The organism is Streptomyces sp. NPDC001822 (assembly GCF_042892135.1).
Lineage (GTDB): Bacteria > Actinomycetota > Actinomycetes > Streptomycetales > Streptomycetaceae > Streptomyces.
In genome coordinates, this window is sequence record NZ_JBIATW010000006.1 from 352,045 (window position 1) to 371,302 (window position 19,258).

15 protein-coding genes and 1 tRNA gene are annotated in these 19,258 nt (G+C 70.2%); 11 read left to right on the top strand and 5 right to left on the bottom strand.

Features of this window, described 5'->3' with window-relative positions:
- The first annotated feature begins 174 nt into the window (after nt 1-174).
- The 9 genes from purS (at nt 175) to purM (ending at nt 10,221) form a co-directional block, all read left to right on the top strand.
- A complete protein-coding gene (purS, locus tag ACFYY2_RS17155; RefSeq protein WP_099173088.1) occupies nt 175-426 on the top strand; it encodes a phosphoribosylformylglycinamidine synthase subunit PurS in 252 nt (83 codons plus the stop codon).
- The gene (gene purQ / locus ACFYY2_RS17160; RefSeq protein ID WP_388743152.1) at nt 423-1,103 is read left to right on the top strand and encodes a phosphoribosylformylglycinamidine synthase subunit PurQ; all 681 of its coding nucleotides are present in this window, start codon (nt 423-425) and stop codon (nt 1,101-1,103) included. The genes purS and purQ overlap by 4 nt, the downstream gene beginning before the upstream one ends.
- Nucleotides 1,100-3,349, top strand: a complete 2,250-nt coding sequence (purL, locus tag ACFYY2_RS17165) for a phosphoribosylformylglycinamidine synthase subunit PurL (RefSeq protein WP_388743155.1) — start codon at nt 1,100-1,102, stop codon at nt 3,347-3,349. The genes purQ and purL overlap by 4 nt, the downstream gene beginning before the upstream one ends.
- Nucleotides 3,350-3,456: 107 nt before the next feature.
- Nucleotides 3,457-3,981 (top strand): ArsR/SmtB family transcription factor, encoded by a 525-nt coding sequence (locus ACFYY2_RS17170; protein ID WP_388743157.1) that lies wholly within the window; start codon nt 3,457-3,459, stop codon nt 3,979-3,981.
- A gap of 191 nt (nt 3,982-4,172) precedes the next feature.
- Nucleotides 4,173-5,456: a hypothetical protein gene (locus ACFYY2_RS17175; RefSeq protein ID WP_388743160.1), complete on the top strand. Its 1,284-nt coding sequence runs from the start codon at nt 4,173-4,175 to the stop codon at nt 5,454-5,456.
- Between the two features lie 50 nt (nt 5,457-5,506).
- Complete coding sequence (locus ACFYY2_RS17180; RefSeq protein WP_388743163.1) at nt 5,507-6,307, top strand: sterol carrier family protein; 801 nt, start codon at nt 5,507-5,509, stop codon at nt 6,305-6,307.
- 52 nt (nt 6,308-6,359) lie between these two features.
- Nucleotides 6,360-7,187: an META domain-containing protein gene (locus tag ACFYY2_RS17185; protein WP_388743166.1), complete on the top strand. Its 828-nt coding sequence runs from the start codon at nt 6,360-6,362 to the stop codon at nt 7,185-7,187.
- A gap of 373 nt (nt 7,188-7,560) precedes the next feature.
- Complete coding sequence (gene purF, locus ACFYY2_RS17190; protein ID WP_388743169.1) at nt 7,561-9,087, top strand: amidophosphoribosyltransferase; 1,527 nt, start codon at nt 7,561-7,563, stop codon at nt 9,085-9,087.
- Nucleotides 9,088-9,147: 60 nt separating this feature from the next.
- On the top strand, nt 9,148-10,221 hold the full coding sequence (gene purM, locus ACFYY2_RS17195; protein WP_388743171.1) for a phosphoribosylformylglycinamidine cyclo-ligase: 1,074 nt from the start codon (nt 9,148-9,150) through the stop codon (nt 10,219-10,221).
- A gap of 185 nt (nt 10,222-10,406) precedes the next feature.
- On the opposite strand, the gene ACFYY2_RS17200 is transcribed toward purM, so the two are convergent.
- Both ACFYY2_RS17200 and ACFYY2_RS17205 read right to left on the bottom strand, forming a co-directional pair.
- Entirely contained in the window at nt 10,407-10,664 is a 258-nt protein-coding gene (locus ACFYY2_RS17200; RefSeq protein ID WP_073750911.1) for a DUF3073 domain-containing protein, read from the bottom strand.
- A gap of 346 nt (nt 10,665-11,010) precedes the next feature.
- Nucleotides 11,011-12,102 (bottom strand): Leu/Phe/Val dehydrogenase, encoded by a 1,092-nt coding sequence (locus ACFYY2_RS17205; protein WP_388743174.1) that lies wholly within the window; start codon nt 12,100-12,102, stop codon nt 11,011-11,013.
- Nucleotides 12,103-12,279: 177 nt separating this feature from the next.
- Between ACFYY2_RS17205 and ACFYY2_RS17210 the strand changes: the two genes are divergently transcribed.
- Entirely contained in the window at nt 12,280-13,125 is an 846-nt protein-coding gene (locus ACFYY2_RS17210) for a hypothetical protein (RefSeq protein WP_388743176.1), read from the top strand.
- A gap of 659 nt (nt 13,126-13,784) precedes the next feature.
- On the top strand, nt 13,785-13,991 hold the full coding sequence (bldC, locus tag ACFYY2_RS17215) for a developmental transcriptional regulator BldC (RefSeq protein WP_003949541.1): 207 nt from the start codon (nt 13,785-13,787) through the stop codon (nt 13,989-13,991).
- A 530-nt stretch (nt 13,992-14,521) separates the two neighbouring features.
- On the opposite strand, the gene ACFYY2_RS17220 is transcribed toward bldC, so the two are convergent.
- The 3 genes from ACFYY2_RS17220 to hrpA form a co-directional block, all read right to left on the bottom strand.
- Entirely contained in the window at nt 14,522-14,869 is a 348-nt protein-coding gene (locus ACFYY2_RS17220; RefSeq protein WP_388743178.1) for a DUF6274 family protein, read from the bottom strand.
- 141 nt (nt 14,870-15,010) lie between these two features.
- A tRNA-Asp gene (locus tag ACFYY2_RS17225) sits at nt 15,011-15,085 on the bottom strand.
- 116 nt (nt 15,086-15,201) lie between these two features.
- Complete coding sequence (gene hrpA, locus ACFYY2_RS17230; RefSeq protein WP_388743180.1) at nt 15,202-19,134, bottom strand: ATP-dependent RNA helicase HrpA; 3,933 nt, start codon at nt 19,132-19,134, stop codon at nt 15,202-15,204.
- Nucleotides 19,135-19,258 lie beyond the last annotated feature (124 nt).

A 19,258-nucleotide genomic window follows, 5' to 3' on the forward strand; every position in this document is an offset into this window, starting at 1 on the left:
TGAAGATTTTTTCCCCGGGTCTTTCCGTGTGTTGCCCCGCTCCGATATCACGACGTGATCCGGACCACGTGATATCTACCCGCGTAGAATTTCCGGCCAGGTACGCTGAGTGGACCCGCGGGGATCTGGGGAACCCCTCGGAGACACAGCCGCACCACACCACCGGGAGTGCCAGTGGCACGCGTCGTAGTCGACGTCATGCTCAAGCCGGAGATCCTCGACCCGCAGGGACAGGCTGTGCAGCGCGCACTGCCCCGTCTCGGCTTCGACGGAATCGCGGACGTTCGTCAGGGAAAGCGTTTCGAGCTCGAGGTCGAGGGGCCGGTCGACGACGCCGCCCTCGCCCGCATTAACGAGATCGCCGAGACCTTCCTCGCCAACACCGTCATCGAGGACTTCACCGTCAAGGTGGAGGAGGAGAAGTGACCACCCGTATCGGAGTCGTCACTTTTCCCGGCACGCTCGACGACAAGGACAGCCTCCGGGCCGTCCGGATCGCGGGGGCCGAGCCCGTATCGCTCTGGCACCGTGACAAGGACCTGCACCAGGTCGACGCCGTCATCCTGGCGGGCGGATTCAGTTACGGCGACTACCTGCGCGCCGGCGCCATCTCGCGGTTCTCGCCCGTGATGGAGACGGTCATCGCGCAGGCGAAGGCCGGTATGCCGGTCCTCGGTATCTGCAACGGCTTCCAGATCCTGACCGAGGCGCACCTGCTGCCCGGCGCGATGCTGCGGAACAATCACCTCCACTTCATCTGCCGCGACCAGAAGCTGCGGGTGGAGAACGCGGAGACCGCCTGGACCTCGGACTACACCGCGGGCCAGGAGATCTCCGTACCGCTGAAGAACATGGACGGCCGGTACACCGCCGACGAGCGCACGCTCGACGAGCTGGAGGCCGAGGGCCGCGTCGCCTTCCGCTACTCCGACGTGAACCCGAACGGCTCGCTGCGCGACATCGCCGGCATCACCAACGCCGCGGGCAACATCGTCGGTCTGATGCCGCACCCGGAGCACGCCGTCGAGCCGCTCATCGGCACCGGTCGCACCGACGGCCTGGGTTTCTTCACCTCGATCATCAAGAAGCTGGTCAACGCATGAGCCTCGACACGGTCAAGCACGCGGCCGAGACGCCGGACGCCGGACAGCCCTGGAAGGAACTCGGCCTCAAGGAGGACGAGTACGCCCGCATCCGGGAGATCCTGGGCCGCCGTCCCACCGGCGCCGAGCTCGCCATGTACTCCGTGATGTGGTCCGAGCACTGCTCCTACAAGAGCAGCAAGGTCCACCTCAAGCAGTTCGGCGAGAAGGTCCCCGACAACGACGCGATGCTCGTCGGCATCGGCGAGAACGCCGGTGTGGTCGACGTCGGCCAGGGTTACGCGGTCACCTTCAAGGTCGAGTCGCACAACCACCCCTCGTACATCGAGCCCTACCAGGGCGCGGCGACCGGCGTCGGCGGCATCGTCCGCGACATCCTCGCCATGGGCGCACGTCCGGTCGCGGTCGTGGACCCGCTGCGCTTCGGTGCCGCCGACCACCCCGACACCCGGCGCGTCCTGCCCGGCATCGTGGCGGGCATCGGCGGCTACGGGAACTGCCTCGGCCTGCCGAACATCGGCGGCGAGGTCGTCTTCGACGCCTGCTACCAGGGCAACCCGCTCGTCAACGCCGGCTGCATCGGCGTGATGAAGCACGAGGACATCCACCTCGCCCAGGCCTCCGGTCCCGGCAACAAGGTCATCCTCTACGGCGCCCGCACCGGCGGCGACGGCATCGGCGGCGTCTCCGTGCTGGCCTCGGAGACCTTCGACGACACCAAGCCCACCAAGCGCCCCGCCGTCCAGGTCGGCGACCCGTTCCAGGAGAAGCTCCTCATCGAGTGCACCCTGGAGATCTTCAAGGAGAAGCTCGTCGCGGGCATCCAGGACCTCGGCGGCGCCGGGCTCTCCTGTGCCACGAGCGAGCTGGCCTCCGCGGGCTCCGGCGGCATGCGCGTCGAGCTGGACACGGTGCCGCTCCGCGACTCCTCCCTCTCGCCCGAGGAAATCCTCATGAGCGAGTCGCAGGAGCGCATGTGCGCGATCGTCGAGCCGCAGCACGTGGACCGCTTCCTGGAGATCTGCGAGAAGTGGGACGTCATCGCCACCGTCATCGGTGAGGTGACCGAGGGCTCGCAGCTGGAGATCTTCTGGCACGGCGAGCAGATCGTGGACGTGCCCCCGCGGTCCGTCGCGCACGAGGGCCCGACCTACCACCGGCCGTTCGCCCGGCCGTCGTGGCAGGACGCGCTCCAGGCGGACGACGCCGGCAAGCTCGCCCGCCCGGCGAACGCCGCCGAACTGCGCGAGCAGGTCCTGAGGCTGGTCGCCTCCCCGAACCAGGCCTCCAAGTCCTGGATCACCGACCAGTACGACCACTTCGTGCAGGGCAACACGGTGCTCGCGATGCCCGAGGACGCCGGTATGGTCCGGATCGACGAGGAGTCGAACCTGGGCGTGGCCATGGCGACCGACGGCAACGGCCGTTACGCCAAGCTCGACCCCTACACGGGCGCGCAGCTCGCGCTGGCCGAGTCGTACCGCAACGTCGCCGCGTCCGGTGCCAAGCCGCTCGCGATCTCGGACTGCCTGAACTTCGGTTCGCCCGAGGACCCGGACGTCATGTGGCAGTTCGCGGAGGCCACCCGTGGTCTCGCGGACGGCTGCCTGGAGCTGGGCACCCCGGTGACCGGCGGCAACGTGTCGCTGTACAACCAGACCGGTGACACGGCGATCCACCCGACGCCGGTCGTGGCCGTGCTCGGTGTGATCGACGACGTCACCCGGCGCACGCCGGTCGCGTTCGCCCAGGAGGGGCAGCTGCTCTACCTCCTGGGTGACACCCACGAGGAGTTCGGCGGCTCGGCGTGGTCGCAGGTCGTGCACGACCACCTCGGCGGCATGCCGCCGAAGGTCGACCTGGGCCGCGAGAAGCTGCTCGGCGAGATCCTGATCTCGGCCTCCCGCGACGGCATGATCGACGCGGCGCACGACCTCTCCGACGGCGGCCTGATCCAGGCGGTCACCGAGTCCTGCCTGCGGGGCGGCAAGGGTGCCCGGCTGGTCGTCCCGGACGGTCTGGACGCGTTCACCTTCCTGTTCTCGGAGTCGGCCGGCCGCGCGGTCGTGTCGATCCCGCGCAGCGAGGAGCTCCGCTTCAACGACATGTGCGGGGCGCGGGGTCTGCCCGTCGCCCGTATCGGTGTCGTGGACGGCGACGAGATCGAGATCCAGGGCGAGTTCAGCATTCCGCTGAGCGAGCTGCGCACGGCGCACGAGGGGACTCTGAAGGGTCTGTTCGCCTAGGTTCTGCCTGAGCCGAAAGCCCCCGTCCGGGTCGACCGGACGGGGGCTTTCGACGTCCTCACGGAAACCGTTTATTGATGTTACGTAATTACGTAAGGTTGTGTTCTGTGGAGCTTGAGGAACGCGTCGCCGAACTGGAGCGCCGGCTCGCGGTGCTGGAGGCGGCGGCGGGCGGCGGCAGGCCTGAGCTGGGCGACGGCGACTTCTGGGCGCTGGACGGACTGAAGGACCAGCTGGGCCTGGTCGGGGACGCCGCCGCCGACGGCGGGGTGCTGTTCACCGGCGCCGTCCGGCTGCCCGCCGGTGAGCGTTACGAATGGCAGTACGGCGCGCTCACCGCGGGACTCCTCGGTACCGACGAGGACCGCGCCGACTGGACGGAGGCCGCCGAGCCCCTGGCCGCCCTCGGCCATCCCGTACGGCTGCGACTGCTCCGCGAGATCCTCGCCGGCCGGCGCACCGCCGCCGAGCTGGCCGGACTCGACCAGACGGGCACGACCGGACAGGTCTACCACCACCTGCGGCTGCTCACCGCCGCCGGCTGGCTGCACACGACGGGGCGGGGCCGCTACGAGGTACCCGGCTCCCGGGTCGTGCCGCTGCTGGTGGTCCTCACGGCCGCCCGGCCGTGACCCCGGGGCCGCCCGGGACCGCGTGACATCCGCAGGGCGGGACTGAGGGGGACCACACGTCCGCAGGGATCCCGTTCACCCGGCGGGGCGTCGGGGTTCCGCGCAGCGGTGGGGCTTTCGTGGCCAGGGAGGCTGTCGGCAGCGACTGATAACTTGCGGGGCGCCACACGAGGTCGAGTTGACGGGGGTCGATGATGGACGACGGCACGCACACCGGAGGGGACGGCCCGCACACCGGAGGGGACGGCCCGGCGGCGCGGGGGCGTCTGCGCGGGGCCTTGAACACGGTGTTCGTGCTGGTGGCCGTGGCGGGGATCGGCCTCAGCGTCTGGGCACTCGTCAGCGACGTGCTCGACCTCCGCGCCCGGGACGAGAGCCGTGAACGCATAGCGGAGGGGTGCGGCGGTCTCGTCGACCCCGACCTGGTGCTCGCGCTGAACGGAGGCGTCGACCGGGTGGAGCTCTCCGACCGCCACCGCATCAGCACCACGCGGAGCGACAGCGGGTGCGTCGTGTACCGGGTGGGCGATCCGGGGACCACCTACGGGCACGTCTCGCTCGACCTCACGCTGTACCCGGCCAACCCCAACGCCGACGAGCACCGGGTGTCTGCCGGGCACGAACCGTTCGACTACTTCACCGCCAGGAACAGGGACGACGTCACGTCCGCCGCGCAGTACACGCTGCCGCACCCGCTGGGCGACGGCGGTCTGGGGGAGTACGACGCCGGCACGGTGACGGTCAGGGCCCTCTGCGCCGGGGGTGGCGAGATCTCCTCCGTCAGGGCCCGAGCCACGGCCGAGTACGACGGCCCCGTCCGGTCCGAAGACCGCCACGACCTCACCGTCCTGGCGCGTCAGACGGCGCAGCGGGCCGCGGCGCGGAAGGGCTGCCGCACCGAACTCCCCTCCGTGCCGTCCGCGTTCCCGGAGCCGACGACCGCTCTCGTCCCCGCCGGGAAGGCGGGCGGCACCTGCGCCTGGTACGGACGGCACACCGCCGCCCACGGGCGGGGCGAGCTCCCCGACCGGGCGCTCGCCGCACCGGCCGGGAAGGCGAGTGCCCATGACTCCTGCCTGCTCGCGATGAGCCCGGCGGGGACCGAGAGGATCTGGCCGGCCTACGAGAAGACCCATCCGGGCGGCAGGGGCCTCGACCGGATGCTGACCCTGCGACCGCTGTGGATGCAGATGGACACCCTGGTGGGCGACGGCACCAGGGGGATGCGGGCCGGGGGCCTGGGCCGGACCCCGGTGGACCTCTCCTCGGCCGGATCGGCCGACGGTCTCGTGTGGGCCTCCTCCGTCTGCGGCGGCAGGCCCGCCCTGCACCTCATGGAGGTGTCCTTCCCCTACGACGACATCCTCCGGGACCGGCTGGAGGCCCTGTTCCGGGCCTACGTCGAGGACGCCACCGCACGCCGGGGCTGCACCGGTGTCACCTTCCCAGCGGCCTCGGACTTCGCCGGAGTCTGACCCTTCGCACGGCGGGCCCCCTGTCACAGGCGCCGGTTAGTCTCGCCCCTATGCCCCCGGCCAAGAAGCGCCCGCGCGCCTACGACCTCAGCCGGACCCGCACGGCGGTCCTGGCCCAGTTCGCCCACGTACACGCCGCTGTCCGCGACCTGACGCCCGAGCAGCTGTCCGGTCCGTCCGGGCTGGGCGAGTGGACCGTGCGGGACCTCGCGGCACACGTGACCACGGTGCTGGAGCGGGTCAGCCGTGAGCTGGAGCTGCCCGAGCCGTCCGGCTCCGCCCCGCAGCTCACCCTGCTGGAGTGGCCCCTCTCCACCGTGGGGCGGGCCGAGGACATCGCGGACGACGCCAGGGCCCTCGCCGCGGCACGGCCCGGACTCGGTGCGCTCTACGAGGAGACGGCCGAGCGGTTCGCCCGGCTCGTCGAAGGGGTCCCGGGGGAGCGGCTCGTGACGACCCGGGCGGGCACCATGCGACTGGGCGACTTCCTGGTCACCCGTACCGTCGAACTCGTCGTCCACACCGACGACCTCCACCGGGCGACGGGCGTCGGCATCCCCCAGGACCGCCAGGCACTCGCCGCCTGCACCCGGCTGCTCGCCGACGCGCTCGCGGACAGGGCTCCCGGCGGCTCGGTCGAGGTGAGGGTCCCGCCCTTCGCCGTCGTCCAGTGCATCGGCGGGCCCAAGCACACCCGGGGCACCCCGCCCAACGTCGTCGAGACGGACCCGCTCACCTGGCTCCGGCTGGCGACCGGCCGCACACGGTGGGCGGACGCGCTCGAAGAGGCCCGGGTCAGTGCCAGCGGTGAGCGGGCGGATCTCGCTCCGCTGCTCCCGCTGACGGGGTGAACGGAACCGGATCGACGGGTCGTTCCGTCCCATGGCCATGCGCACACAACGTATGCCTGTCAGCGTCCTTGCCGTCCTGACCGCCTTCACCCTTGCCGCCTGCGGCACGGAGCCGGGCTCCGGAGCGGGATCCGGGGACTCCGGGGACGGCAGCGGCACCGTACGCACCGAGCCGGCCGTGACCGGGGTCCACTGGACCGTGTCCTCCCTGACCGTCGGCGGGAGGAGGACCACCGCGCCCGCCGGAGCCCATGTCGAGATCGGCCCCGAGGGGAAGGCCACCGGCAGTCTGGGCTGCAACCGCTTCACCGCGGACGTCCGCGTCGACGGCTCCGCGGTCACCGTCGGACAGGGCACCACCACCGAGATGGCGTGCGCGGACGACGTCCAGGAATTCGAGGACGCGATGGGACGGGCCTTCCGCGGCACGCTCGAAGCCGCGGTCGCCGTACGGGGCGACGCGAGGACCCTGACCCTGACCACCGCCCAGGGCGACACCATCGCCCTGCACTCCGAGCGCCCGGCCCCGCTCACCGGAACCGCGTGGAAGGTGAGCGGGCTGCACTCCGGCGGCGTCGCCTCCTCGCTGCCCGACGGCACGAAGGACGCGGCGCGGCTCACCTTCGGCAAGGACGGCACCGTGGAGGGGAACCTCGGCTGCAACTCCTTCCACGGCAAGGCGGCCGTCTCCGGCTCCACGGTCACCTTCGGCCCGTTGGCCTCGACCCGGAAGATGTGCCCGGGCGGCCCGATGGAACTGGAGCGGGCCCTGCTCGACGCCATGAAGGGGAGGACGACGTACACGATCGCGCACCGCACCCTCTCGCTCACGGCGGAGGGCGGTGAGGGGTTCGACGCGACCGCTCCGAGCGCCCGGTGAGGCGTCCGTGCCGGGGTCGCGAGGGTCCGGCGGCGACCGCCCGGTGTGAGGCTCGCCACGATACGAGCGTGCGGTGCGACCCGGTCCGCTCCACCGGGCGGCTCACCGAGGGCCACGAGGAGGCCGCCGGAGGGGCCTGACGGCCGGACAGGACCGACCCGTCGGTAACCGGCGTCCATCCCGGGCCACGGGCGCCCGACGCCCCTTCCCGGCCCTGCCGCCCGACTGACCATGATCACGCACGGTGATCATCCGGACCCGTCCCGGGCCGTCGCCCGAGGGCCCGCGAGGGGCTGCTCGCGGCACTCCCGGAGCCCCTGTCAGCGGTTCACCCAATTCGGACCGGTGGTCGATCTCGCCTACACTCGGTGGCGTGCCTCGTGGTGATGGACGACTCAACCACGACCTGCTCCCCGGAGAGAAAGGCCCCCAGGACGCTTGCGGCGTCTTCGGTGTCTGGGCTCCCGGCGAAGAGGTCGCCAAGCTCACCTATTTCGGACTGTATGCCCTGCAGCACCGTGGACAGGAGTCCGCGGGCATCGCAGTGAGCAACGGGTCCCAGATCCTGGTCTTCAAGGACATGGGACTGGTCTCGCAGGTCTTCGACGAAACGTCTCTGGGATCGCTCCAGGGCCACATCGCGGTCGGTCATGCCCGCTACTCCACCACCGGTGCCTCGGTGTGGGAGAACGCGCAGCCGACGTTCCGTGCCACCGCGCACGGCTCGATCGCCCTGGGTCACAACGGCAATCTGGTCAACACGGCCCAGCTCGCCGAGATGGTCGCCGACCTTCCCCGCAGGGACGGCCGCGCCACCCAGGTCGCGGCGACCAACGACACCGACCTGGTGACCGCGCTGCTCGCCGGGCAGAGAGACGCCGACGACAAGCCGCTCACCATCGAGGAAGCCGCCACCAAGGTGCTCCCCCAGGTGAAGGGCGCCTTCTCGCTCGTCTTCATGGATGAGCACACCCTCTACGCGGCCCGTGACCCGCAGGGCATCCGCCCGCTGGTCCTCGGCCGGCTCGAGCGCGGCTGGGTGGTGGCCTCCGAGTCCGCTGCCCTGGACATCTGCGGTGCGAGCTACGTCCGCGAGATCGAGCCGGGTGAGCTCGTCGCCATCGACGAGAACGGCCTGCGCACCTCGCGCTTCGCAGAAGCGAAGCCCAAGGGCTGCGTCTTCGAGTACGTCTACCTCGCCCGCCCCGACACCGACATCGCCGGGCGCAACGTCTACCTCTCCCGTGTGGAGATGGGCCGGAAGCTGGCGGCGGAGGCCCCTGTCGAGGCCGATCTGGTCATAGCGACGCCGGAGTCGGGAACCCCCGCGGCGATCGGTTACGCCGAGGCGAGCGGAATTCCGTTCGGAGCCGGCCTCGTCAAGAACGCCTACGTCGGCCGGACCTTCATCCAGCCGTCGCAGACCATCCGCCAGCTGGGCATCCGTCTCAAGCTGAATCCGCTCAAGGAAGTCATCAAGGGCAAGCGCCTGGTGGTCGTCGACGACTCGATCGTCCGCGGCAACACCCAGCGCGCCCTGGTGCGGATGCTCCGTGAGGCCGGTGCCGCCGAGATCCACATCCGGATCTCGTCCCCGCCGGTCAAGTGGCCCTGCTTCTTCGGGATCGACTTCGCCACGCGGGCCGAGCTGATCGCGAACGGCATGACCGTCGACGAGATCGCCACCTCCATGGGTGCGGACTCGCTCTCGTACATCTCGCTCGACGCGATGGTCGAGGCGACGACGATCGCCAAGCCGAATCTGTGCCGCGCCTGCTTCGACGGCGAATACCCGATGGAGCTTCCGGACCCGGAGCTGCTCGGCAAGCAGCTGCTGGAGACCGAGCTGGCGGCCGGCCCCGCCGCGACCGCGGCTGCCGACGCGCTGCGTCGTCCGTGATCCGGACCGACCGGCCGCTTCCCCACCAGCCCCGTACTCCCACACGAAAGATCCCGGGCCATGTCTGAGACAACAGGTGCTTCCTACGCCGCGGCCGGCGTCGACATCGAAGCCGGTGACCGCGCCGTCGAGCTGATGAAGGAGTGGGTGAAGAAGACGAAGCGCCCCGAGGTCGAGGGCCTCGGCGGCCTCGGCGGGTTCGCCGGCCTCTTCGACGCCTCGGCGCTCAAGCGTTACGAGCGCCCGCTGCTGGCCTCGGCGACCGACGGCGTCGGTACGAAGGTGGACCTGGCCCGGCAGATGGGTGTGTACGACACCATCGGCCACGACCTCGTCGGCATGGTCGTCGACGACCTGGTCGTGTGCGGGGCCGAGCCGCTCTTCATGACCGACTACATCTGTGTCGGCAAGGTGCATCCCGAGCGTGTCGCGGCGATCGTCAAGGGCATCGCCGAGGGCTGCGTCCTCGCGGGCTGCGCCCTGGTGGGCGGCGAGACGGCCGAGCACCCCGGGCTCCTCGGTCCCGACGACTTCGACGTCGCGGGGGCGGGCACGGGCGTGGTCGAGGCCGACCGGCTGCTCGGCCCGGACCGTGTCCGGGAGGGTGACGCCGTGATCGCGATGGCGTCGTCCGGTCTTCACTCCAACGGGTACTCGCTCGTGCGCCACGTGGTCTTCGACCGGGCCGGATGGTCCCTGGACCGTCAGGTCGAGGAGTTCGGCAGGACGCTCGGAGAGGAGCTCCTGGAGCCCACCAGGATCTACTCCCTGGACTGCCTGGCACTGACCCGTACGACCGAGGTGCACGGCTTCAGCCACGTCACCGGCGGCGGTCTGGCCAACAACCTGGCCCGGGTGATCCCGGACGCGCTCCACGCCACGGTCGACCGCGGCACGTGGGCGCCGGGTGCCGTGTTCGACCTGGTCGGCAAGGCCGGGAAGGTCGAGCAGCTGGAGCTGGAGAAGACGCTCAACATGGGTGTCGGCATGATCGCGATCGTGCCCGCCGACTCGGTGGACGCGGCACTGACGACGCTGGCCGACCGGGGTGTGGACTCCTGGGTCGCCGGCGAGATCACCCGGCGCGGCGACCACGCCACGGGCGCCGAGCTGACCGGAAGCTACGCACGGTAGGACGTCGTGTCCGCCGGTCCCGGCCACGGGCCGGGCCGGCGGCGGGCCGGGCCGGCGGCGGGCCGGGCCGGCGGCGGGCCGCACGGTCGTGGGGCTCCGCGACGAGAGCCCCGTCCGTTCCGGGCCCGGACAGCACAGAACCCGGTCCGGGCGGACCCGGACCGGGTTGATGTGTCAGAGCGAGGTCAAGCGCCGCGGCGCTGTGACGACGGACCGGACTGTTCGTCCTCGTCCGCGTCCTCGTCGTCGTTGTACAGATCCGCGTACTGTGCGTACGGGTCATCTTCCTCGTCGTCGTCCTCGAACGGCTCTGCGTTCGGTGGCTGACTCGAAGGCGATGCGCCCAGCTCATTGGCCAGACGCGACAGGTCCGTCCCGCCGCTGCTGTACTTCAGCTGGCGGGCGACCTTGGTCTGCTTGGCCTTTGCCCGGCCGCGCCCCATGGCTCGACCCCCTCGGTGACGGGGCTCGACGGCCCCAGAGTCTTGACACGCGTTCATGTTTCAGGACGGACTCTCGGCTGAGAGACCGCGCCCGTGGCTTTAACGGTACCTGCTTCCTCGGCCATACGGTACGCCGCCCGCATCACGTGCCTTCGCGCAGGACCGCCGAGGAGCCCTTCCTCGCTGGTCAAGACCGATTTTAACCTCTTGTCGGCGGCCGACCCGCCGACCTGGGTGAGTCTTGTCTCCCAGGGGCGGGCCGACCGCCCGCGGCACGCGTGCGCGGCCTCCGCCGGCGGACGCGTGCCGCGGTCCGCCGGCGGAGGCCGGTGCCGTGCCGGGCGGGTCAGTTGCGGCGGGCGTCGGCCATCCGCTGCTCGGCGATCCGGTCGGCCGCGGCGGCCGGGGGAATCCCGTCGGCCTTCGCACGTGCGAATATGGCCAGCGTCGTGTCGAAGATCTTCGCGGCCTTCGCCCTGCACCGGTCGAAGTCGAAACCGTGGAGTTCGTCCGCGACCTGGATGACGCCACCGGCGTTCACGACGTAGTCCGGTGCGTACAGAACCGAACGGTCGGCCAGGTCCTTCTCGATGCCCGGGTGCGCCAGCTGGTTGTTGGCGGCTCCGCACACGATCTTCGCGGTGAGGACGGGGACACTCGCGTCGTTCAGCGCGCCGCCGAGCGCGCACGGAGCGTAGATGTCGAGGCCCTCGGTGCGGATCAGCGTGTCCGTGTCCGCGGCCACGGCGACCTCGGGATGCAGGTCGGTGATCCGGCGTACGGACTCCTCGCGCACATCGGTCACGACGACCTCGGCTCCGTCGCTCAGCAGGTGCTCGACCAGGTGACGGCCCACCTTGCCGACGCCGGCGACGCCGACCTTGCGGCCGCGCAGCGTGGGGTCGCCCCAGAGGTGCTGGGCGGAGGCCCGCATGCCCTGGAAGACACCGAACGCGGTGAGGACGGACGAGTCGCCCGCGCCGCCGTTCTCGGGCGAGCGGCCGGTGGTCCAGCGGCACTCCCGGGCGACGACGTCCATGTCGGCGACGTAGGTGCCGACGTCGCAGGCGGTCACGTACCGGCCGCCGAGCGAGGCGACGAACCGGCCGTAGGCCAGCAGCAGTTCCTCGGACTTGATCTGCTCCGGGTCGCCGATGATCACGGCCTTGCCGCCGCCGTGTTCGAGACCGGCCATGGCGTTCTTGTACGACATGCCGCGCGACAGGTTCAGCGCGTCAGCGACGGCCTCCGCCTCGGAGGCGTACGGGTAGAAGCGGGTGCCGCCGAGGGCGGGGCCCAGGGCGGTGGAGTGGAGGGCGATGACGGCCTTGAGGCCGGTGGCGCGGTCCTGGCAGATGACGACTTGCTCGTGGCCGCCCTGGTCCGAGTGGAACAGGGTGCGCAGCACGTCGACAGGTACGCCGGTCACATCGGTCACTGTGGTGACTCCCAAGTACGAAGCGGCGGAAGACCCTCCTGAAGGTGGGGAGGGTCCCGGCCGGACCGGCAGCGGCCGGTCCGACTGGGCAAGAGCGTAAGTCCTCGGGACACGCGGATCCGTGCGGGTGCGCCGGATCACCCCCTGGTGGAGTACCGGCGTGACACGATCTACGGCATGTCGGTGGTGTCTTCGGTGCTCGTCCCATACGCGTCCTATCTGCGGGTGTACGAGCCGCTCGCCGCTTTCAGGGAGCCCGAGCGAGGCCATTGGGCCCGTTACGCGCAGCGTTCGGTCCTGCCCACGGCGCAGGACGAACTGCGGCGCTCGCTGGCGGACTTGGTGCCCACCCCGCCGGTGCCGGTGCCGGTGCACGAGAGCGGGGACGCCTTCGTGGCGGAACTCGACGGCGTGGTGTGCGTGTGCCCGTGGCGCACCCGCATGCGGGGCTGGATGGCACTGGGTGAACTGGGGGGTCTGTTTCCGGCCACCGTGCTGGACGCGGTGCTGCCCCCGGTGGTGCGGGGCCAGGCGGCGGCGGACTACGAGCGGTGGTCGGAGCGAAACCCGGACGCGCGTCCCTGGATCCGCACCACGGTGTGGCACGTGCCGGTGCGCTGGTTCGTCCTGTTCGACGACGAGGAGCGCGAGTACGTCGCGGCCGGGGCCGACGGGGGGCGGCCCTCCCTGCGCTACCGCACTCCGATGGTGCAGGCGCGGCGGCGGCTGGCCAGGGCGCTGCGGACGCTGCGGGAGACGGTCGACGAAGGGCCGCTGACCGAGGGGCTCGTGGAGGTCGGGCGCTGGCTGGAGGAGTTCCATCCGCGCGGTCTGGTCGAGCTCGACTACGGCGGCCTCGTGCACGCGCTCTCCGGGGACCAGCTCGCGGGCGACCGGTCGGCCGCGGACGTGGCCGAGGGCATCGCGGCTCTGCGTGCCGGGGACGGCGATGCGGCGGGTGTCGCGTACGGACGTCTCGCCGACCGCTGGCGGGCGGTGCGCGACCTGCAGTCCTCCAACTAGCCCGAAGTAGTGTGAATTGGAACGCAACGCCGCATAGAGGTGTTCGGGGCAGGGAAGAGACATCCTGTGAGGTGTCCGACATCCGTGGGCACCGGGGATGCCGACGGAGGTGGGCGGGATGACGTGAGCGGACCTGAGGGGCACGCGACGACGTGCCCGGTGTGACGCGTGCGACGGGCGGGGCGGGGGTGGCTGTTCCGGGCCTCGGGACCTACGTCCTGAACCGGGCCTTTGCCTCAAGCGTGACGGACAGCACTAACGGGGCCCTTGCGCCCTTCCCTACTCCTCATGCCAAAATAGGACAAGGAGTCCGGGGAGGGCTCCGTTCGCCTAACTATGGGCGTAATGCTTCGCATTGCACGCTATGGGGGGTCTGACGACTTCTGGCGACTCCTGGTTGACCTGTGACTGATCGTTACTGGGGCGTGACTGTCCGCTATGGCATGGTCCATCGGCTTCCGTCGCTGATGAACACCTGGGAGGGCAATTCCATCGGTTTGGCCGACGTGGCTGGACGGATGGTGTAGTTGTAGTGCCGAGGACAAGCCGTTCGTCCTATAACCGACTCGGCCCGCGTCCGCCATTTCGGGCAACGTGGGTCAAGGTGCAGAATTTAGAGGAAAGAACCGAGATGGTTCGGTTCTCCGAGGAGGCCGCTCATGACCGCTCGCACCCCTGATGCCGAGCCGCTGCTGACCCCGGCTGAGGTCGCCACGATGTTCCGCGTGGACCCGAAGACGGTCACCCGTTGGGCAAAGGCTGGCAAGCTCACGTCCATCCGCACGCTCGGTGGACATCGCCGGTACCGCGAGGCAGAGGTCCGCGCACTGCTTGCGGGTATCCCGCAGCAGCGCAGCGAGGCCTGACACACCCCTGTCGCCGCAGCCATAACTGGGCTCCGGAGGTCCCCCAACCCCCGGTGATCCCACTCATAGCTCCACACGACGGGCGCCCGCCCCAACGGGCGCCATACCTGTGACATACGGGTTCGTCGTTCGATCGCGCTGGACTCCGCCGAGTCCAGCGCGATCTGCGTTTTCCGGCGGAATGCACCGGGGGCGCGCGGGGGTGCCGCTGAGCGGCGGCGCCGTCCGAACGGCCGTGCCGGCCCGCCGAACCGGCCGACGGGTCGGTTTGCGGGGCGGTGCGTGCGAGTGTGGGCGGGACTGTTCGGGACTGTTCGCCCGGGTCCCGGACGTCGTGGGACAGCTCGTGCGGAACGGTCCGGGTTGTACTCCGCAGTCGGTGCAATGGCACATATTAAATTCGCCAGGTGTAGGAAGTGCGTAAGTTGCCCCTTCCGAAAAACTGGTTCAGTGACTCGCGTCACACCGCGACCCACCCAGCCGAGTGCGGCGCTCCCGGTCCGGGGGCGTCTTCCGCGACGGCCGACGGGTCATGTTCCGGCAGCGTTCCGGTCGTCGGGAGGGGTCTCGCGGCCGCGTGGAGGGTGGCCCTCGGGAGGGCTGTCGTCCTCGGTCGGGGAAGGGCGCGGGCCGGCCTCGTCCGGGGAACCGTCCCCGCGGCCGTCGGTGGCGCTCTCCGGGCCTGCCGGAGACTGGGCCGCGCTGCTCGATTCGGCGGGCCCCGAAGGCTCCTGTGGGGCCGTCAGGGGCTCCATGGCGAGCCGCAGCAGGCGATGGCAGATCGGGCAGTGCCGGGTGAGGTGGCGATAGCCGGACGCCGCCGCCAGATGGGCGCGCAGCAGCGCGCGGGTCTCGTGCCTTGCCGTGGACGCGGACATGCGCGCGACCTCCCGGTGGACCCCGCCGCCCCCTGCCGGGTGAACCGGGGCGGACTCCGTTCTACGGGGGTACCCGCGCCCGGAGCCGGAGTCAAGACGCGAGAAAGCCCGGATCCTGGGGATCCGGGCTTTCATCTACTGCGGTCCTGACGGGATTTGAACCCGCGGCCTCCACCTTGACAGGGTGGCGAGCACTCCAAACTGCTCCACAGGACCTCGTTTTCGCTGCTTGCCTTGCGGCCTGCTGCGAAACGAGACTCTACAGGAGGTGGGCGGGCCTGGTCGAACTCACTCACCGTGCGCGGTCCGTTACGACCTGGCAAGGGGTGCCCTCACGGCGCCGCCGCGTCGATCGCCTTCACGATCCGCTTGTCCGAGACGGGCTGCGCGGTGCCGAGCGCGTGCGCGAAGTAGCTCACCCGCAGCTCCTCGATCATCCAGCGGATGTCCATGACCTCCTGCGGCACGGGCCGTCCCTGCGGGAGCTGTTCGAGGAGCCAGGCGTACTCGTCCTGCATCTCGTGGACCTTCTCCATGCGCGTCGTGTCGCGCTGGGCGTTCGACGGCATCTGCTGCAGCCGGCGGTCCTCGGCGACCAGGTAGCGCATCAGGTCGGGCAGCCTGCGCAGCCCCGTGGCGGTCACGAACCCGGGCGGCACGAGACGGGCCAAGTGGTCCCGCACGTCGGTGACGTTGTTGATCAGGACCAGGCTGTTCACCGACTTGAGCCGGCGCTCACAGGCCTGCCAGGCCGCCAGGATCTGCTGCACCTGGCCGACGGTGCGGACGGTCAGGTCCACGATGTCGGCGCGCACCTTGTCGTACAGCTTCCGGAACGACGCCTCGTCCCAGGCAGGGCCTCCGTGCGCGGCGATCAGCCGGTCCGCCGCGGCCATGGCGCAGTCGTCGAACAGTGCCTGGACGGAGCCGTGCGGATTGCGGGACAGCGCCAGCTTCTGCTGGTTGGTGAGCTTGTCCGAGGCGAACTTGGCCGGGTTCACCGGGATGTTCAGCAGGATCAGCTTCCGGGTGCCCCGCCACATCGCCTGCTGCTGCTCGGCCTCCGTGTCGAAGAGCCGTACGGCGACGGTCTCGCCCTGATCGACGAGGGCCGGGTACGCCTTCACCGGCTGGCCCGCCCGGCGGGTCTCGAACACGCGGTCCAGGGTGCCGATGGTCCAGCCGGTGAGGCCCGAACGCTCGACGGACTCCCCGGAGGGCCCCGCCGTGGCCGCGGCGGCCGCGGAGAGGGCCTGCCTGGCCTTGGGGCGCAGCTGGATCTTCAGCGCCTCCAGGTCCTTGGCCTCGGAGACCTTGCGGCGCCGCTCGTCGGTGATCCGGAAGGTGATCTTCAGGTGGTCCGGGATCCGGGACAGGTCGAAGTCGTCGGCCGTGACCGGGACGCCGACCATCCGCTGGAGTTCCCGGGCGAGGGTGAGCGGCAGCGGCTCCTGCAGCGGGACGGCCCGGTCGAGGAACGCGGCCGCGTAGTTCGGGGCGGGGACGTAGTGCCGGCGGATCGGCTTGGGCAGCGAGCGGATCAGCTCGGTGACCACCTCTTCGCGCAGGCCCGGGATCTGCCAGTCGAAGCCCTCGGAGGTGACCTGGTTGAGGACCTGGAGCGGGATGTGGACGGTCACGCCGTCGGCGTCCGCGCCCGGCTCGAACTGGTAGGTCACCCGGAACTTGAGCTTCCCCTGCCGCCAGGAGTCCGGGTAGTCGTCCTTGGTGACGGCGCCGGCCTTCTCGTTGATGAGCATCGAGCGCTCGAAGTCGAGTGCGTCGGGCTCGTCGCGGCGCTTGTGCTTCCACCAGGAGTCGAAGTGGGCGCCCGAGACGATGTGCTCGGGAATCCGCTTGTCGTAGAAGTCGAAGAGCGTCTCGTCGTCCACGAGGATGTCGCGGCGCCGGGCCCGGTGCTCCAACTCCTCGACCTCGCCGAGCAGTTTGCGATTGTCATGGAAGAACTGGTGGTGGGTGCGCCAGTCGCCCTCGACCAGGGCGTTCCGGATGAACAGATCGCGGGACGCCTCCTGGTCGATACGGCCGAAATTGATCTTGCGCTGGGCGACGATCGGCACCCCGTAGAGCGTGACCCGCTCGTACGCCATCACCGCCGCCTGGTCCTTCTCCCAGTGCGGCTCGCTGTAGGTGCGCTTCAGCAGGTGCTGGGCGAGGGGCTCGATCCACTCGGGCTCGACCTTCGCGTTGACGCGGGCCCACAGCCGGGACGTCTCGACCAGCTCGGCCGACATCACGAAGCGGGGCTGCTTCTTGAACAGCGCGGAGCCCGGGAAGATCGCGAACTTGGCGTTGCGGGCACCGACGTACTCGTTCTTCTCGGTGTCCTTCAGCCCGATGTGCGACAGCAGACCGGCCAGCAGCGAGGTGTGCACCGCCTGCTCCGGGATGCCCTCGTCGCCCTTGGGCTCCTCGACGGTGATGCCCATCTGCTTGGCCACCGTGCGCAGCTGGGCGTAGATGTCCTGCCACTCCCGGATGCGCAGGAAGTTCAGGTACTCCTGCTTGCACATCCTGCGGAACGAGGAGGAACCGCGCTCCTTCTGCTGCTCGCGGACGTAGCGCCAGAGATTCAGGTACGCCAGGAAGTCGGACGTCTCGTCCTTGAAGCGGGCGTGGTTCTGGTCGGCCTGGGTCTGCTTCTCCGCGGGCCGCTCGCGCGGGTCCTGGATGGACAGCGCGGCGGCGATGACCATGACCTCGCGGGCACAGCCGTTCTTGTCGGCCTCGATGACCATGCGGGCCAGCCGCGGGTCGACGGGCAGCTGGGAGAGCTTGCGGCCGAGGGGGGTGAGCCGCTTTTTCGGATCCTTCTCGCCGGGATCGAGTGCCCCCAGCTCCTGGAGCAGCTGCACACCGTCGCGGATGTTGCGGTGGTCCGGCGGGTCGATGAAGGGGAACTTCTCGATGTCGCCGAGGCCGGCCGCGGTCATCTGGAGGATGACGGAGGCCAGGTTGGTGCGCAGGATCTCCGGGTCGGTGAACTCCGGCCGGGTGACGAAGTCGTCCTCGGAGTACAGCCGGATGCAGATGCCGTCCGACGTACGGCCGCACCGGCCCTTGCGCTGATTGGCGCTGGCCTGGGAGATCCGCTCGATCGGCAGCCGCTGGACCTTGGTGCGGTGGCTGTAGCGGGAGATGCGGGCGTTGCCCGGGTCGATCACGTACTTGATGCCGGGGACGGTCAGCGAGGTCTCGGCGACGTTCGTCGCCAGAACGATCCTGCGTCCCGTGTGGCGCTGGAACACGCGGTGCTGCTCGGCGTGCGAGAGGCGTGCGTAGAGGGGGAGCACCTCGGTGTGTCTGAGGTTGCGTTTGTTCAGGGCGTCCGCGGTGTCGCGGATCTCGCGTTCACCGGAGAGGAAGACCAGCACGTCGCCGGGGGCCTCGTGGCCCAGCTCGTCCACGGCGTCGCAGATCGCGGTGATCTGGTCGCGGTCGGAGTCCTCGCCCTCCTCCTCCAGGAGCGGCCGGTAGCGGACCTCCACCGGATAGGTGCGCCCGCTGACCTCGACGATCGGTGCCTCGCCGAAGTGGCGCGCGAAGCGTTCGGGGTCGATGGTCGCCGAGGTGATGACGACCTTCAGGTCCGGGCGCTTCGGCAGCAGCCGGGCCAGGTAGCCGAGCAGGAAGTCGATGTTCAGGGACCGCTCGTGGGCCTCGTCGATGATGATCGTGTCGTAGGCCAGCAGCTCGCGGTCCGTCTGGATCTCGGCGAGCAGGATGCCGTCCGTCATCAGCTTCAGATACGTCGACTCCGGGTTCACCTGGTCGGTGAAGCGGACCTTCCAGCCGACGGTCTCGCCCAGCGGGGTCTTCAGCTCGTCCGCGACCCGCTCGGCGACGGTACGGGCGGCGATCCGGCGGGGCTGGGTGTGCCCGATCATGCCCCGGACGCCGCGCCCCAGCTCCATGCAGATCTTGGGGATCTGGGTGGTCTTGCCGGACCCGGTCTCACCGGCGACGATCACGACCTGGTGGTCGCGTATCGCCTCCAGGATCTCGTCCTTCTTCTGGCTGACCGGGAGTTCGTCGGGGTACGACAGGGCGGGCAGCCGGGCCGCGCGCGTGGCGAGGCGCGCGGCCGCCTTGCCCGCTTCGGCCGCGATCTCGTCCAGCGCGGACTGTCGGGCCTCGGGCTTGCGGATGCGGCGCGCTCCTTCGAGGCGCCGGCCGAGCCGGTTCGCGTCACGGAGCGAGAGCTGTCCGAGCTGGGACTGGAGATCGGCGAAGGAAGTAGACATACGGATCCCAGGATCTCACCCGGGCGCGAGGAGTGGCGAACCCATTTCCCACCGGGCCCGTCACGCGGACGGGGATGCGTCACATCGGTGACCGAGCGGTCATCGATGGTCACAGGCCGTACCA